A 17842-nucleotide genomic window follows, 5' to 3' on the forward strand; every position below is an offset into this window, starting at 1 on the left:
TTGAAATAGCCTTAAATGCAAAACCAAATATTCAACAAAGTATGGCGAAATAAAAAAAGCCCAGTTAAAAAAGTTAAAAGGGCTAAAAGGGTTGTGCTTAGGGAAGTTGTAGTCGTTTTTAAACTTATATTTAGAGCTTATATTTAGAACTTATATCTAAAACCAAATGCTATACCGTCGTCTTCCGACTGCTCCATTTGTGCTTGTTGATCGTCGTTATCACTTTCAAAGTCACTAAAGTCCTTACGTGCTTCTATGTAGGCAATAGTGGCTTCGTCAATTAAGTAATGTAGGCCAATAACAGCAAACTGACGCTTAAATACATCGTCAGGATCGGCGTTAAAGTTTGGCTGAATTACGTAATCATCGCCGGCATCAAACACGTTGTAGGCAATAAAAGGGCGAAAGTCGTTATCAAAACGGTATGATGCGAATGTTTCTATACCAATTGCGTCTTTAATTAAGCGACCAATGTTATCTGTGTCGTGGTTTTTGTTTTTATTTACGTTGGCAGCAACGTAAAGGCCGCGTTTATCAATGCTGCCCCACATAATACCGGCACCGTAAATAAGATCTTCAACATTACGAGTAGAGCCATCGCCAAACGTTAAATCAAACTCACCTCGGTTAACACCTGNCCTGCCGTAAGCGTTAGCATATCGGTAGGGGTATAAGTAACAGATGCACCAAATGTGTAGTTAAATTCAACTTCTTGGGCTGCACTATCGCCAGAGTTCCAAAGCGTTTCGCATTCTTCTTCTGAAATATCGCTTACGTCACAGGTATAAAACTCGCTGTTTTTAAGCTGCGCTTGTACTGCAAAGCTAAAATCGTTATAGCTATTGCGGTACTGCACTAACTTATCACCACGGCCAGTGCCATTTACAGCGCCATCGTCTTTGTTATAGGTGTAAACACCTGCTGCATTACCATCCCATACAAAGCTATTATTTGTTCCATAAACTACGTCGTACCATGCACCCCATTGTTTACCAATGGTAAGTTGACCGTACTTTTCGTGTGAAAGGCCTGCGTAACCTAAACGGTTATACAAAAATTCGTCCTGAATTGACTCAAAACGATTGTTATAAATAATATCGCTACTACCAACAGGGTTTACTCCCCATTCTACAAGAGCAAGGGCAGTCCAATCTTTCTTTAGCTCTCTAGTAAAACCAAAGTTAATGCGCGACGTACCGTTAACAACTTCGGTTTCGTTTTGTGTGTTAATTACACGCACATCAAGATATCCACCTACTTCTAGAGTGTTTTTGTCATCTTTGTATAACTCTACCGCCGAGACAGCGGGTGCGAATACAATACTTGCGCTAATCAGTGTCGCTAATTTTTTGCTCATCTTGTGTGTTGCCCTGTGTAAATTTTTAGTGTTTTTACGTAGGTAAAAATTCAGATTTGAAGACTAACAAAGCAATAAAGAGCTCAAAAGTGAAAAATACTCAACAAAATTGACAGGCAAATTCTATTGATATTCACTAGAGGTTAATTTTGTTTTTCAGGTGTTGCAGAAGTTTGTTTTTATATTGAATATATAGGTAAATAGGATGGTAAATTTGTGGTGTGTTAAAAATTTTATTTGAATTAATTTCATCTTGTTCAAAAAGTAGCAACTAGTGCAAAAGCTCTAAAAGTGCTTTATTTTCATAAATATAACTTTTTATTGTTACTTCGTGTACAAAAATGAGTTAAGTAAACACACAAACACGTTAAAAGTGTTTTTACTCTAATTCAGTATACGTAATTCTAAACTCCCTAGACGTATTAAAGTGAATATATTGATGAATTTTTACTTGTGTAAGCTGAATAAAAATTTACAAAACCATTTAATTTAATCTGTTATTTGAGTTACCCACTATACAGTGCTAATAAATGGCTAAAACGCGTTAGTTTGCCTTTAAACTTTCATAGAAAAACAGGCCATTTTGGTTTAAACTGCGCGCAATTTAATTACATCCATACTCCCTTGGAGGGTAGCGCTATTATTAGTACAGCTAATGTCACCATGCAATTTGGTGCTAAACCATTATTTGAAAATATCTCAGCAAAATTTGGCGATGGAAACCGTTACGGTTTAATCGGTGCAAATGGTTGTGGTAAATCAACATTTATGAAAATTTTAAGTGGTGAGCTTGAAGCGTCTTCAGGTAATGTTAGTACTGATCCTAATGAACGCGTTGCTAAACTAAACCAAGACCAGTTTGCCTACGAAGAATACTCAGTAATTGATACTGTGATCATGGGTCACAAAGAGTTGTGGAAAATTAAAAAAGAACGCGACCGTATTTACTCTTTACCAGAAATGAGTGAAGACGACGGTATGAAAGTAGCCGATCTTGAAACTGAATTTGCCGAAATGGATGGTTACTCTGCTGAATCTAAAGCAGGCGAGCTTTTATTAGGCGTAGGTATTGGTACGGATCAACACTTTGGCCCAATGTCAGAAATTGCACCTGGTTTTAAACTGCGTGTGCTACTTGCTCAAGTATTGTTCTCAGACCCAGACATTATGCTACTGGATGAGCCTACCAATAACTTGGATATTTACACCATCAAGTGGTTAGAAGACGTGTTAAACCAACGCGACTGTACCATGATAATCATCTCGCATGACCGTCACTTTTTAAACTCTGTGTGTACTCACATGGCCGACATTGACTACGGCGAGCTACGTATTTACTCAGGTAACTACGACGAATACATGTTTGCAGCAACGCAAGCACGTGAGCAGCTACTTAGCGAAAACGCGAAGAAGAAAAACCAAATTGCTGAACTTCAACAGTTTGTATCACGTTTCTCTGCTAACGCATCTAAAGCTAAGCAAGCAACATCGCGCGCTAAACGTATCGACAAAATTCAGTTAGACGAAGTTAAAGCCTCTTCACGTCAAACGCCGTTTATTCGTTTCGACCAAGAAAAGCAGTTATTCAGAAACGCGCTTGAAATGAATAACCTAACGCAAGGCTTTGACGACAATACGTTGTTTTCTGGGCTTGAAGGTTTAGTAGAAGTTGGCGAGCGTATTGCTATTATTGGTGAAAATGGTGTTGGTAAAACAACATTACTTAATACATTAGCAGGGCGCTTAGCTCCTAAAGCCGGTGAGTTTAAGTTTTCTGAAAACGCGAACATTGGTTACTACGCGCAAGATCATGCAGATGAGTTTGCAACCGACATGAACTTGTTTCAGTGGATGGAGCAATGGCAACAAGAAGGCGACGACGAACAAGTGGTTCGCAGCTTCTTAGGTCGTATGTTGTTCTCTCAAAACGATATTAAAAAGTCAGTTAAAGTAATTTCAGGTGGTGAGCAAGGCCGCATGCTGTTTGGTAAAATTATGATGCATAAACCAAACATATTGTTAATGGATGAGCCAACTAACCACATGGATATGGAATCTATTGAAGCGCTTAACTTAGCACTTGAAGCCTACGAAGGTACATTAATGTTTGTATCGCACGATCGTCAATTTGTATCATCGGTAGCTACCCGTATTTGGGAAGTTAAAGATGGTAAAATTATTGACTTTAGAGGCAACTACGCAGAATACCTAGCGAGTAAAGAAGCTTAATTAGCTATTTACCCGTTAACCCTAAAAAGCCATGTTTAAACATGGCTTTTTTTTTTTGTGGCTTTGTATTAGTCGCAATTAATATGGCTTTGGGTATAATACCCGGCTTAAAGAGGACATAAGTCCGCTATTTTGAAAATACATTACTGAGGAGTATTTATGACTGTTGGCATTATTATGGGTTCTAAATCAGATTGGCCAACCATGGAACATGCAGCACTTATGCTAGAGCATTTTGGCATTAAGTACGAAACTAAAGTCGTGTCTGCACACCGCACTCCTCAATTACTTGCTGATTATGCAAGTTCAGCCGCAGAACGCGGGATTAAAGTTATTATTGCAGGCGCTGGCGGCGCGGCTCATTTACCGGGTATGGCTGCTGCTTTTACGTCGCTTCCTGTACTGGGCGTGCCTGTAAAATCAAAAGCATTAAATGGTGTTGATTCACTTTTATCTATTTGCCAAATGCCTAAAGGCGTTGCAGTAGGCACACTTGCAATTGGTGAGCCGGGCGCAGCAAACGCAGGTTTACTAGCCGCGCAAATTTTAGGGTGTCAAAATCCAGAAATTTTTGCAAAAATTGAAGCGTTTCGTAAAGCTCAAACCGACACTATATTAGCTAATCCAAACCCTGCAGAGTAATAATGAATATTTTAATATTAGGTGCAGGGCAACTTGCACGTATGATGAGCCTTGCAGGCGCGCCGCTTAATTTAAACGTAGTGGCGTATGATGTAGGCAGCAAGCAAATTATGCACCCGCTAACTGGTGAGGTTTATAGCACGTCACTTGAGCAAGCAATATCAAACGCTGATGCCATTACTGCAGAGTTTGAGCACATTCCTGATGATGTACTAACACTTTGCTGTAACAGCAATAAATTTTACCCAGGTAAAGCCGCTATTAAAACCGGTGGCGATCGCTCGCTTGAAAAAGCATTGCTTGATAAAACAAACGTAACTTGTGCGCCATATCAATTAATTACTGAAAAAGCGCACCTTGAACACGCTGTTAAAACCCTAGGTAAGCCACTTGTTATTAAAACATGCCAAGCGGGTTATGACGGGAAAGGCCAATGGCGTTTAAAATCAGATAGTCAAATAGACGAAATTTGGTCACAAATGGCTGATTTTATTGCATCGGGCACAGAGCTTTCGCCACATACAATTATTGCTGAAAAAATGATCCCGTTTGATCGTGAAGTATCTATTATTGGTGCGCGCGATAAACACGGTAATGTGGCTATTTATCCGCTAACAGAAAACGAGCACACAGATGGTGTGTTAACACTTTCTATTGCCGGTAAAAATAATCAAAGTGTTGAAACTCAAGCAAACGATGCCTTTACAAAAATAGCAAACGAGCTTAACTACGTTGGCGTATTAGCTATTGAGTTTTTTGATGTACAAGGTACGTTACTCGTTAACGAAATTGCCCCGCGTGTACACAACTCAGGCCACTGGACGCAACAAGGCTGCCATTGCTCACAGTTTGAAAACCACATGCGTGCTGTTGCAGGTTTACCGCTTGGTAATACAGAACTTAAACACATTACCGCGATGATAAACGTACTAGGGCAACCTAGTATTCCAGCTGACGTACTAAAATACGCAGATGTAACTAGCCACTGGTACGGTAAAACTGCAAAACCAGGTCGTAAAATGGGCCATATAAACGTATCGGCCACCAGCATAAATGACCTAGCAGATAAATTAGGTGAGCTTACTGAATATTTACCTGAGCAAGACTACCCAGGTATTTTAAAAGCGGCAGCAAATTTAATACTAAGCCAATAATTTCTAATTATAGAATTAATTTGTTAATACCGGCTTGAGCCGGTATTTTTTTGTCATAAAAAAAGCTTTTGAATATGTAATACTGTTAAAGTCTAATTTTAAATTTGTGAAGTAAAACAATGAAACTAAAAACAATATATGGCGCGCTAGCCATTGCTACATTATTTAGCTTAAATGCATTTGCATCAGACTCTCTTCGTGTTGCTACTTTTAATGTAAGTATGGATGCGACAAATCACACGCCTAAAGGCGAGCAAGTTAAAAGTGATGCTTTAGTTAATGCACTTAAAGCAAACCACCAGCAAATTAAGAACATAGCGGAAATTATTCAACGAGTTCGCCCTGATATTATTTTACTTAACGAATTTGACTACATCCCAAAAGAGCAAGGCATTGAATACTTTAATAAGCATTTTTTAAATATAGGTCAGCAAAAACAAGACGCTATTAACTATCCTTACTCTTACATTGCTCCGGTAAATACTGGGCTTGCCACCGAGTTTGATTTAGATAACGATGGCAAAAAAAATGGTGTTATGGGCGATGCACAAGGCTTTGGCTTTTTTGAAGGGCATTACGGTATGGCTATTTTGTCAAAATACCCAATCGATTTTGATAAAGTAAGAACCCTTCAAACCTTTAGATATAAAGACATGCCAAATGCACTAATGCCAATGATGCCTAAAACAGGTGAAAACTGGTATAACGCACAAGAATGGCAAGCACTTAGACTCAGCTCTAAATCGTTTTGGGATTTACCTATTAACGTAAACGATAAAACCATTCATGTTATTGCATCTCACCCAACACCGCCTGTATTTGACGGTAAAGAGGATAGAAACGGTAAGCGTAACCATGATGAAGTAAGGCTAATTGCCGATTACGTTTCAAACGCTAAGTATATTTACGATGATAAAGGCGAAAAAGGCGGTTTAAAAACTTATTCTCGCTTTGTTATTTTAGGGGATTTAAATGCCGCCCCAGAGGGCGATAAAGCCCGTACAAATACCACAGATCAACTACTTAAAAACCCACTTATTAACGCTCAATTTGTTCCAAAAAGTGAAGGCGCTAAAGAGCAGTATGACGTGCCTTATGCACAAAATTACAGTGCTAATTGGCAAGCGCGTGTTGATTACGTACTACCGTCAAACTATGGCTTAAAAATTAAGGACGGTGGTGTATTTTGGCCTACTAAAACCAGCGATGAGTATCGTTTAATTAAAGATAGAAACGCATCGAGCGATCACCGCATGGTGTGGCTTGATTTAATCGTTGAATAACGTCCACTAATAAAGGGGGCGTTAGTAAACTGAGCTTTACCCTGTTTAATGGCTATTTATCTTAAAAAATTGCAATAACTTGAGTGCTTCTGCTTAAATACGGCTTAATTATAATAACCGTATAGAAGCACTATGATTTTTAATCTTTCTTCATCTAAAACGTTAGTGGCCTTAGCTGTTGCCACAAGTGTCATGCTTGCAGGTTGTAGCGCGACCGCTAACACCTCTTCAACACAGCAAAGTGCATTACCAGCAACTAAAATTGCTGCGGTTGTAAACACGCCAGCAGATATTGGCTCACAAAAAATAACGCTAGAACAAGCAATGGCCGATCCGGATTGGATGGGTAATCAGCCAGAGGGTGCTTACTGGGCGAGCGATTCGTCTACTATTATTTATGCTCAAAAAGAGCAGGGTAATACACTACGCGATTTATTTAGCCAATCGGTTACTAGCCAAACAGCAGAGCAAGTAGCTCTTAATAAACTTCATACTATGGGTTCAAATAAAGCCGTTTATTCTAAAAATAAAACAATGGCGGCCTACACATTTAAAGGCAATGTATTTGTTAAAAACCTAAAAACCGGCGAACTTAAACAAATTACAGCTACATCAGCGGGCGAGTCAAAGCCACAATTTTTAAATAATGGCGATTTAGTTTACCGCCAAGGCAATGTATTTTTTAAAGTTGATTTAAAAACAGGCTTAACGAGCGAGCTTGCTAACTTAAAACTTGCTGATGAGCCAAAAGGTATTGAAGAGCCAAGCACGTATATTGCTAAAGAGCAGCATAAGTTGATTAAATTTGTGGCGCTTCAACAAAAAAATAAAAAAGATAAGCAAGCACGCAATGAGCAAATTAATGAACAAAACGATTCAATTGCTAATACGGCTTACTACTTAGGTGCCGGTAATAAAGTTGCAGAAGCGCAGCTTTCGCCAAATGGTGATGCGCTGTTAGTTGTTGTACAAAAGCAAACAGACTGGCGTGGTGATGGCGATATTATGCCTAACTACATTACAAATGACGCCACTATAGAACCTAAAAAAGCACGCCGCCGTGTAGCCGACGCTAAAGAAGAAACCTCAAAGCTTGTCTACATCAATTTAACTAACAAAGAGCAAACATCACTTAGCTTTAATACCTTACCGGGCTTTGACGAAGATGTTTTAGCCGCAGTTAAAAAAGAAAATTATGCACGTGATGGTAAAACATATAAGTCTAAAAAGGCACCTCGTGGTATTAACCTTATTATGGACTGGGGTTTTGAGCAAAGCCCAATAGTATGGAACGACGATGGCTCACAAGTAGCTGTCATGCTAGAAGCGTGGGACAACAAAGACCGCTGGCTTGCAACGGTAGATTTTAAAAACAACAAACTTGTGTCGCAACATCGCCTGCATGACGATGCATGGATTGCTTACGCATTTAACGACTTTGGGTGGTTACATCACTCAAACACGCTTTATTACCTATCGGAAGAGTCAGGTTACAGCCAGCTTTATAAAAAGCCTGTAAATGGTAGTGCAACCGCGCTAACACAAGGCCAATTTGAGGTTTCTAACTTAACGCTTACCAGCGACGACAGCGCAATTTATTACAAAGCGAATGTTGAGCATCCAGGGCTTTACGAAATTTACCGTGTTAACCCGCAAACAGGTAATAACGAGCAAGTAACTGACTTAAATGGTATGACCGATTACACGTTAAGCCCAGATGAAACCAAGTTACTCCTTAAGCACTCTACAATTACTATGCCTGATGAGCTTTACGTAGCAGATGCTAAAGCCAATACAAAAGCAACGCGCTTAACGCATACTGTGTCGGATGAGTTTTTAGCTAAAAAGCTAACAGCCCCTAAAATTGTTGCCGTACCATCGAGCCATACTGATCAACCAATATATGCAAAAGTATATTATCCAGCAGATTACGTTGAAGGTGAAGTAGGTAAAAATCGTAAAGCGGTTATTTTTAACCACGGCGCGGGTTACTTACAAAATTCACACATGGGTTTTTCGGTTTATTTTCGTGAATTTATGTTCCATTCATTGCTCGCTGATGAAGGTTACATAGTAATGGATATGGATTACCGCGCATCTAAAGGTTACGGGCGTGATTGGCGTACCGCGATTTATCGTCAAATGGGAACACCTGAAACACAAGATTTAGCCGATGGCGTTAAATGGATGGCGCAAAATGCCAACGTTGATACCAAAGCAGTCGGTACTTATGGTGGCTCTTACGGCGGTTTTATGACCTTTATGGCATTGTTTACCGCGCCTGAGTTATTTCAATCGGGTGCGGCACTTAGACCTGTTACCGATTGGGCGCATTACAACACAGGTTATACGGCTAATATATTAAACCACCCTGATGTTGACCCGATTGCGTATGAGCGCAGCTCGCCAATTTATTATGCTGAGGGTTTAAACAAGCGTTTATTAATTAACTCACCAATGGTTGACGATAACGTGTTTTTTCAAGATTCAGTGCGTTTAGTGCAGCGCTTAATAGAGCTTGAAAAACAAAACTTTGAAACAGCTATATTTCCTGTTGAACCACATGGTTTTGTACAGCCTTCAAGCTGGTTAGACGAATACCGCCGTATTCATAAGTTATTTAAAGAAACACTTTAATCTTTAACTCTTAAAGTATAAAAACAAAAACGCCGCATTAGTTTAGTTAACTAATGCGGCATTTTTATTGGATTCAACAAAGTCTAACTTTATTATTGCTTTTTAAAGTTCTTTTTAAAGAGCTCTATAGCCAATGGTATTGCAAGTAAAGTCCCGCCAATAACACCAATTAAATGTGCATCAATAGCCACAGTGGAGTTAATAAGCTTTCCTATATCAGCATTAGGGCCGCTAAATTGTTCAAACCCTATTTTAATCCATACGCCTATAAATAATAAATAACCTGACTTAAGCCCTACAGTCATATCTTTAACTGCACCCCAAATAATTACACCATGCAGTAGGGCACTTAATCCGGTATAAATATGTATGCTTGGGCAAAACCAATACACGCCGAGCCCACACCACAGCGCTAGCGCAGTTGTATTAAAAGCGTAGCGAGTAGGTGATGTGTATTCCCCATGTAAAAGCCATATTAATAAAACACCACTGGCATTTAATCCCAAATGAGCCCAATTAGCATGAACAAATTGGCTTGAAAAGATTCGCCATAGTTCACCTTCATCAATTAGACTTCGGTTAAATTCAAGTAAATTATTTAAATCAAATGCAGCAAAAATGGTACTAAAAAGCAGCAGAATAATAGGCGGTAATATATAACGAGGTTGAATAGGTAAATTAAGCATTTTATTATATTTTTTTAGTCAAAATTTTTGCATATTGTGCCCGTTTAACTTTAAGATGCCAAATACAACTACGTAATTAAGTGTTTTTAGTATTTTTATGCATTTTAAACTTAACTCATTATTTGCCATTGGACTGTGCGCAGTATCGCTGCCTTCATTTGCACAGCAAGCAACTCAAATTGAAACTCGCGAACCTGAAGCCGCTACCGGATTAATCCATAAAGAAGTAGTGCAGGGTAATAAATACATGGTTGCTGCGGCAAATCCATATGCCTCAAGAGCCGGTCAACGAATTTTAGCCCAAGGTGGCAGTGCCGTAGATGCAGCCATTGCTACTCAACTAGTGCTTACTTTAGTTGAACCGCAATCGTCAGGTATTGGTGGTGGTACATTTATGATGTACTACAACAAAGCAAACAATAAATTGACTAGTTTTGATGGCCGCGAAACAGCACCTGCAAATGCAGACGAAACGCTGTTTTTAGATAAGCACGGTAAAGCCGTTAAATGGATTGAAGCTGTAGTAGGCGGACGCTCTGTTGGTGTGCCTGGTATTTTACATGCCTTTGCAAGCGCGCATAAACAATACGGTACATTGCCATGGGAAGCGCTTTTTAAACCGGCTATTGAACTTGCAGAGCAAGGCTTTGTAATTTCGCCGCGTTTACATGGCTTATTAGCACGCCAATTAAACCCTGGTGTATTGAGTATGCCGATTATTAACGAATACTTTTACCCAAATGGTAAGTTAATTGAAGTAGGTAGTGTTAAAAAGAATCAACCGCTTGCTGATTTATACAAAGACATTGCAAAGCAGGGCATTGATGCATTTTACAAAGGCGAAAACGCTAAACAAATGGTTAATGCTGTACAGCACTCTAAAATAGCCCCTGGTAAATTAAGTGTGCAAGATTTAGCAGATTACAAAAGTAAAGAACGCGATGCGGTATGTATACAATACCGTGTTTATAACGTGTGTTCTATGGCGCCACCAAGTAGTGGCGGTGTAGCTGTGCTACAAATGCTTGGCCTACTTGAGCATAAAGATATGAGCGCACTTAAACCAAATGGCGAAAAGGCGATTCATTACTTTAGCCAAGCTTCGCGTATTGCATTTGCCGATCGCGATATGTACATGGGCGATCCCGATTTCACGCAAGTACCTACAAAAGAGCTATTAAACAAAGATTATATTGCCTCACGCGCTAAATTAATTACCGAAACAGACCAAAAAGCCGTAGCCGGTAATCCGGTCGGATACTTAAGTTATGCAATGGATGATTCATACGAGTTACCTTCTACTTCTCATGTCTCTATTGTAGATAGTAAAGGTAATGCCGTTTCGATGACTAGTTCAATTGAAATGGCGTTTGGCTCCACGGTTATGGTTAATGGCTTTATTTTAAATAACCAACTAACTGACTTTTCGCTATCGCCACGTAAAAACGGCAAGCTTGTAGCAAACCGTGTAGAGGCTGGTAAACGCCCGCGTAGCTCTATGTCACCGGTAATGGTATTTAATAAAGATGGCAGCTTACGTTTAATTGTAGGCTCACCTGGCGGTAGTCGTATCATAGATTACGTTGCACAAGTTGTTGTGGGTGTTATTGACTGGAATTTATCAGCGCAAGACGCTATTAACTTACCGCGTACAACAAATCGTAACGATTACACCAGCCTTGAAAAAGGCACAGCTATTGAAGCCATTGCGCCTGCGCTTACTAAACGCGGCCACAATGTACGTATTATTGACTTAAACTCGGGCTTACACGCAGTTGAAGTTAAAAATGACAAACTTTACGGCGGAGCTGATCCACGCCGTGAAGGTGTTGCGTTATCTGATTTAACTGATAATAACGCCACTATACAATTTTAAATTATGTATAATATACATGCGGGCAGTGAAGCCTGCATGTATTTTCTCTCAATGGTCTGACTAGCTTAATTGTCGTTGCAATTAAACCTTTAACACTGATAATGACAGATCATAACTTAAGACTCCGTTAAAGCCTGGAAATATGACAACTAATACTGATCCTAACTACTTATATATTCATCATTCTGGCCCTGGCCTAATTGAAACACCGCTATTAAATAAAGGCAGCGCCTTTAGTAAAAAAGAACGCGAAAATTTCAATCTTGCTGGTTTACTTCCTCCTCGCTTTGAAACAATTGAAGAGCAAGTCGAGCGCTGTTATCAGCAATATTCTAGCTTTACCGACAACCTTAATAAGCATATTTACTTACGTGCGATTCAAGATAACAACGAAACACTTTATTACCGTTTAGTGCGGGATCATCTTGAAGAAATGATGCCAATCATTTACACGCCTACAGTTGGGGATGCTTGTGAAAAATTCTCAGACATTTACCGCAGCGCGCGTGGCTTATTTATTTCGTATGAAGACAGATACCAAATTGACGACATTTTACGCAACGCTACCAAAGGTAAAGTAAAAGTTATTGTTGTAACCGATGGCGAGCGTATTTTAGGCCTTGGCGATCAAGGTATTGGCGGCATGGGTATCCCAATTGGTAAATTGTCACTTTACACTGCGTGTGGTGGTATAAGCCCAGCATACACATTACCTGTAATGCTTGATGTGGGTACTAATAACGAAAAGCTTTTAAACGATCCTATGTACATGGGTGCACGCCATAAGCGTATTGCCCAAGACGAATACGATGAGTTTTTAGATTTATTCATTAAAGCGGTTAAACGTCGCTGGCCAAATGTGTTACTTCAGTTTGAAGATTTTGCACAACCAAATGCAATGCCGTTACTTAAGCGCTACCGCAATGAAATTTGTAGCTTTAACGATGACATTCAAGGTACTGCGGCTGTAACGGTAGGTTCTTTACTTGCAGCGTGTCGCGTTAAAAATTCAACCCTTAGCCAACAAAAAGTAGTTTTTGTGGGTGCAGGCTCTGCTGGTTGTGGTATTGCTGAGCAAATTATTAGCCAAATGGTTTTTGAAGGTATTAGTGAAGCTCAAGCGCGTAGCCAAGTATTTATGGTTGACCGTTTTGGCCTACTTACAGAGGGTATGGAAGGCTTACGCGATTTCCAACAAGCACTTGCACAACCGCAAGGCTCGGTAAGTGATTGGACTTACAGCGGTGAATACGCATCACTTCTTGATGTTATGCACTGTGCTCAACCAGACATTTTAATTGGTGTTTCAGGTCAACCTGGTTTGTTTACAGAGCAAGCTATTCGAGCAATGCACGCCGGTTGTGAACAGCCAATTATTTTCCCATTAAGTAATCCATCTAAGCAGGTAGAAGCGCATCCTGCTGATGTGATTAAGTGGACTGACGGTAAAGCACTTGTTGCAACAGGTAGCCCATTTGATCCGGTAGAACACAACGGTGAAGTTTTTCCAATTCCACAATGTAACAATAGCTATATTTTCCCGGGTATTGGTTTAGGGGTTATTGCCGCTAAAGCGACACGCATTACTGATGCAATGTTAAGTGTGTCTAGCGAAATGCTTGCAGAGTCGTCGCCACGTGCCAACACAGGTAAAGGTAGTTTATTACCAGCCCTTACGGAAATTGAAACGCTAAGTAAGCGTATTGCATTTGCCATTGCTAAAAAAGCAATCGAAGAGGGCGTTGCTCTTGAGATTACTGATGATGCGTTATGGGCAGCAATCGACAAAAATTACTGGTTACCAAAATACCGTAACTATAAACGTTGTAGTGTTTAATTAGGTTTATAAGTAATTAAAAATAAATAACGTTGTAGGCACAGTTACAATGCTTAACAAAAAACAGGCAATTGCCTGTTTTTTTGTGCTTGTTCATATTTAATTAACCACGTAAGGTCTTTAATAGAATTTACAAAATTAAAGGATCGACTTAATGAAAACACTGACACTTGTTTTAGGTAGTGCACTGGCTTTTAACGTACTTAGTTTTGATGCACTTGCGGCAGCGACTCCCGATGCTCCTCATATTTATGTTAAGGGCGAAGCGACTCTTACTACAATGCCAGATTACGTACAGCTTAGTGTAGGTATTACCGAAGTTGATAAAGACTTAATTGCTGCTAAAAATAAAACCGACCTAACCATCGCTAAAGCAATTAAGCTCGTAAAAGAAATTGGTGTTAAAGAGGGAGATATAAACGCCGGACAAATTTCAATAAACCGTGATAGCCAATATAACCGCACTACCGGTAATCAAGAATTTAAAGGCTTTAAGGTTTCTCGTACATTAACTGTAAAACTTAGCGATATAAATAAATACCCTGAATTACTACAAAGCTTAGTTAACAACGGTATTAACGAAATTAATCAAACGCAATTTTTAGCAAGTAACTACAACGAGCTGCACAAAAAAGCGCAAAAGTTAGCAATTAAAGACGCACGGGATGCAGCAAAAGAGTTTAGTGAAGATTATGGCGTTGATTTAAAAGGATTATACAGCGCATCACTAAGTCCACTCAATGTGCAGTCGCAGCCTTATATGCGCGCAGAAAAAGTAATGATGGCTGATAGCGCACCAAGTAACTATGTACCTGATGCCTACCATGCTGGAGAGATTAAAGTAACAGCCTCAAGCTATGCTGTGTACTACATAGATTAAAATATAGGTTCTTCCTAGGGACGATTAACTCTATGTTGCTCGGTTTTTACTTAGCCCACTAGGTTACAAACCTCGCGCCGCGATTTAATCGCCCCTAGATTGAACAAATTTCAATCCAAATAATTCAACACGCCCTAGTGGTGCTCAAAACGTGCCACCAACTTCTCACCTTGCTCTTGGCTGATACGCGCTATAGAGTTGAGCATATTAGTCACTTCGCGTCTGTCGTATTCATTAGTTACATGCTCATTTATGTCATCAACAATCGCATTTAAATAATTAAATAAACTGTTTCGTGCATCGGTATCTTTATGGGCTACAAACAAAATATTTTTGAATGCCTCAAGCACGTTTGTCATTACGTATGCATCGCCTTTGGCGTAATTACGCAGCGGTGTAAAGTTGTCATGTAATAACTCATCAAAGCTTGTTTCATGAAGGTATAGTAATGGTCCATTATCACTGTGCTCAAACGAGTAGTTAATATCGTTAATTGACAGCCGTTGAATAAGTAAAATACTCAGCATATCAATTGATTTAACCGCAGTACCTGGATCGTTTATGCCCGGGCTCATTGCCTTAACTGCAATTTCTGATATTTGCGTTAACCCATAACGGTAATGATCGCTAATGTACTCTTCTATATAAAAAATAAAGCAGTCGAGAATTTTATTTATCAGCTCTTCATCGTTTGATATGTCTTTATTACACTTTAAAAAAGGATAGCCTTTAACTGTAAAATAGCCTTGGTTAACAGAAATATACACCTTTATATCTTGCTCTGCCAAAATGGCACAGAGCTTATCGGTTTGCACGCCTTTGTAATAGCCCTCTGTTTTACTGCTAACCGAATGCCATTTGCTAAAGTCTGGAAAGTCTTCAAGTGGGTTCTCTTGTTGTCTTTGTATTATTGTTTTAATTTCGTTTTTAGTTTGGCTAAACAAGCCATTTAATACGTTATCAACCTGAATAGCACGAGAGATTGAATGTATAAAAAATACAAATAAACCTAATGAAATCAATCCAAAAACAAGTGCGAATAACACACCAATTGAAGGAATAGCCGTACTGCCACCTTCAAGTTTATTAATATTTATAAGCATAATAATTGAGTAAATTATGCTGCCTAAATAAAAGCCCAAAACCATTTGATGTGATTTACGCGTAATAAGCCCAGGTACTACGCGGGGCGATAAACTCGCACTGGCCGAATTTAAAACGACCATTACCATTGAAAAACTAAACACGGTAAGCGAAATAATACTCCCCGCTAAGGTGCTTAAAATAGTACGTGCGTTTTCAGCGCTATCAACAAGTACAACCGATATAAACGATTTTAGCTGCTCAATAGGCGCTAAATATTCAACCGACATTGTAATAATGGCAAATACCAAAAAGCCCACTGAAAGCATCGAAGGGTAAAAGCCAATACTGTTAATCATTTCACGGTAACTGTCGGCTACTTTACGAGGTACAAACATAAAATCCTTATGTATTTTCTACTAACTTAATACCTCTAGCTTAGCATAGGCAATTATTAAACTTCTGATAATGCTGCTCAAATTTATGTGTTATTATCACGCCCACAATAATAGAGCGCATATTTATGCGATAAAAATAACAGGAAAACGCCGTGATCATTTCAACTTATGCTGCATTACTCGCATTCTTTTACATTTATTTAAGCTTTAACGTAATAAAAGTGCGCCGTGCGGAGCAAATATCGCTTGGTGATAACGGTAATGCAACGCTACAACGTGCTGTGCGTGCCCACGCAAATTTTATGGAATACGTGCCATTTGCTTTAATTTTGCTTTTTTTAGCAGAGTACCAAGGGCTTGCTAGCCATTACTGCCATATATTAGGTGGTGCGTTATTAGTAGGGCGTGTGTTTCAAAATTTAGGCATAGTAGAAAAAAGCCTTAAATATCGCCAAATTGGTACTATTACTACATTTTTAGTCATGATTATCAGCGCCTTTGTATTACTAGTAACACGCGGCTAATTAAAGAAAAGTTAATGAGCAAAATATTTATAATAGGTTTACCACGTACCGGCACAACTAGTGTGTGCCATGCATTTTTAGAACTTGGCATTACAACAGCGCATACCGCGTATACTAATGCCTGTTTTCAAAATGCCAGCGCAATTGCCGACACTCCCATATTTAATGACTTTAAAGCGCTTGATATTCATTACCCAGACTCTAAGTTTATTTATTTAGAGCGCGAACTTGGTGCATGGCTTGTATCAATAAAACAGCTTTTAACGCGTATGCACACTAATTTAACGCGCGGCGACGGGGGCTTTAATATTCATATAAAGCGCTGTTATTTAAATACGTTTAGTGAGCTTTCGCTTAATAATATTAGCGACGATAGTTACTTAGCTCACTGCTACGAAACACATTTGAACGATGCTCACACGTACTTTAAGAATCGTGACAACGATTTTTTATCCATTGATATAGCAAAGCCTGATAGCTACAAAAAACTATGCGATTTTTTAGCATTAAAAAGTGACAAAGCTGATTTTGAAAAAATGAATATGGGCGGCAAAGTCACCGCATGGAACGATATTAAACACCCGCTAAAAGTCGAATCCACCGCTAAAGGGCGCATAGATAAATTGCTGCCTTACAAGATTTTTTAAAACAAATACGTTAAAATCCCCGCATTATTATTTAAGTTGTACAGAACATGTTTGAATTAAAATACCACACCCCATTTGAATGGACCGAAGTTGTCCTTGCTGACTTTAATACTTTTTTACAAGATCATGCCGCTGCAGAAAAAAAAGCATCGGGTATGGCTATGTCTATGCTTTCGCATTACCCAGACAAACGTAAATTAGTAAAAGCCATGACCGACTTAGCACTAGAAGAACTAATACACTTTAAACAAGTGCTTAAGTTACTTTTAGAGCGCGATGTAAACTTAGGTGACGACAAAAAAGACCCGTACATAAAACAAATACGTGCACTGTTTAGACATGGTCGTGATGGTTTTTTAATGGACCGATTACTGGTTGGCGGTGTAATTGAAGCACGTGGTCACGAGCGTTTTTCTTTAGTTGCACAAGCACTTCCTGAGGGTAAAGAAAAAGACTTTTATGTTGCGATTGCCAAGTCAGAAGAAAAACATAAAAACCTTTTTGTAGAGCTTGCTTACGAATACTTTGATAAAGAAGAAGTTGATGTTCGCCTGGAAGAGTTACTTATAGCCGAAGCTAAAATCTGTGAAAGCATCCCATTTACGGCGG

13 protein-coding genes and 1 pseudogene are annotated in these 17842 nt (G+C 39.2%); 11 read left to right on the top strand and 3 right to left on the bottom strand.

All coding sequences use genetic code 11. From position 1 onward, the window contains the following. Nucleotides 1-143: 143 nt before the first annotated feature. Nucleotides 144-1357, bottom strand: a pseudogene (locus L656_RS01000000121950) (porin). Between the two features lie 639 nt (nt 1358-1996). Here L656_RS01000000121950 and L656_RS0105115 point away from each other — a divergent pair. From L656_RS0105115 to L656_RS0105135, 5 genes are all read left to right on the top strand, one after another. Then, on the top strand, nt 1997-3586 hold the full coding sequence (locus L656_RS0105115) for an ABC-F family ATPase (RefSeq protein WP_076915759.1): 1590 nt from the start codon (nt 1997-1999) through the stop codon (nt 3584-3586). Nucleotides 3587-3745: 159 nt separating this feature from the next. Further along, a complete protein-coding gene (gene purE / locus L656_RS0105120; RefSeq protein WP_002962540.1) occupies nt 3746-4228 on the top strand; it encodes a 5-(carboxyamino)imidazole ribonucleotide mutase in 483 nt (160 codons plus the stop codon). A 2-nt stretch (nt 4229-4230) separates the two neighbouring features. Further along, entirely contained in the window at nt 4231-5382 is a 1152-nt protein-coding gene (locus L656_RS0105125; protein WP_024598385.1) for a 5-(carboxyamino)imidazole ribonucleotide synthase, read from the top strand. A 119-nt stretch (nt 5383-5501) separates the two neighbouring features. Then, nucleotides 5502-6665, top strand: coding sequence for an endonuclease/exonuclease/phosphatase family protein (locus tag L656_RS0105130; RefSeq protein ID WP_024598386.1), 1164 nt, complete (start codon nt 5502-5504; stop codon nt 6663-6665). A 132-nt stretch (nt 6666-6797) separates the two neighbouring features. Continuing rightward, nucleotides 6798-9302, top strand: a complete 2505-nt coding sequence (locus tag L656_RS0105135) for a S9 family peptidase (protein ID WP_024598387.1) — start codon at nt 6798-6800, stop codon at nt 9300-9302. A gap of 92 nt (nt 9303-9394) precedes the next feature. Here the strand turns inward: L656_RS0105135 and rrtA are convergent, their stop codons facing one another. Then, nucleotides 9395-9988: a rhombosortase gene (gene rrtA, locus L656_RS0105140; RefSeq protein ID WP_024598388.1), complete on the bottom strand. Its 594-nt coding sequence runs from the start codon at nt 9986-9988 to the stop codon at nt 9395-9397. Between the two features lie 97 nt (nt 9989-10085). Here rrtA and ggt point away from each other — a divergent pair, with 97 nt between their 5' ends. The 3 genes from ggt to L656_RS0105160 all read left to right on the top strand — a co-directional run bounded on the left by ggt (nt 10086) and on the right by L656_RS0105160 (nt 14581). After that, on the top strand, nt 10086-11864 hold the full coding sequence (gene ggt, locus L656_RS0105150) for a gamma-glutamyltransferase (RefSeq protein WP_024598389.1): 1779 nt from the start codon (nt 10086-10088) through the stop codon (nt 11862-11864). Nucleotides 11865-12006: 142 nt separating this feature from the next. After that, nucleotides 12007-13701 (top strand): NAD-dependent malic enzyme, encoded by a 1695-nt coding sequence (locus L656_RS0105155; protein ID WP_024598390.1) that lies wholly within the window; start codon nt 12007-12009, stop codon nt 13699-13701. Nucleotides 13702-13855: 154 nt separating this feature from the next. Next, on the top strand, nt 13856-14581 hold the full coding sequence (locus L656_RS0105160) for an SIMPL domain-containing protein (RefSeq protein WP_024598391.1): 726 nt from the start codon (nt 13856-13858) through the stop codon (nt 14579-14581). Between the two features lie 134 nt (nt 14582-14715). Here L656_RS0105160 and L656_RS0105165 read toward each other — a convergent pair whose 3' ends face one another. Beyond that, a complete protein-coding gene (locus tag L656_RS0105165) occupies nt 14716-16062 on the bottom strand; it encodes a DUF2254 domain-containing protein (RefSeq protein WP_024598392.1) in 1347 nt (448 codons plus the stop codon). A gap of 152 nt (nt 16063-16214) precedes the next feature. Between L656_RS0105165 and L656_RS0105170 the strand changes: the two genes are divergently transcribed. From L656_RS0105170 to miaE, 3 genes are all read left to right on the top strand, one after another. Next, a complete protein-coding gene (locus L656_RS0105170) occupies nt 16215-16586 on the top strand; it encodes an MAPEG family protein (protein WP_002962524.1) in 372 nt (123 codons plus the stop codon). A gap of 14 nt (nt 16587-16600) precedes the next feature. Continuing rightward, the gene (locus tag L656_RS0105175) at nt 16601-17233 is read left to right on the top strand and encodes a sulfotransferase (protein ID WP_024598393.1); all 633 of its coding nucleotides are present in this window, start codon (nt 16601-16603) and stop codon (nt 17231-17233) included. 47 nt (nt 17234-17280) lie between these two features. Beyond that, nucleotides 17281-17842, top strand: a 562-nt coding sequence (miaE, locus tag L656_RS0105180) for a tRNA-(ms[2]io[6]A)-hydroxylase (RefSeq protein ID WP_024598394.1), incomplete at its 3' end; no start/stop codon positions are given.

Origin of the sequence: Pseudoalteromonas sp. TAE56, from assembly GCF_000497955.1 — a bacterium.
In the GTDB taxonomy this organism is placed as follows: Bacteria; Pseudomonadota; Gammaproteobacteria; order Enterobacterales; family Alteromonadaceae; genus Pseudoalteromonas.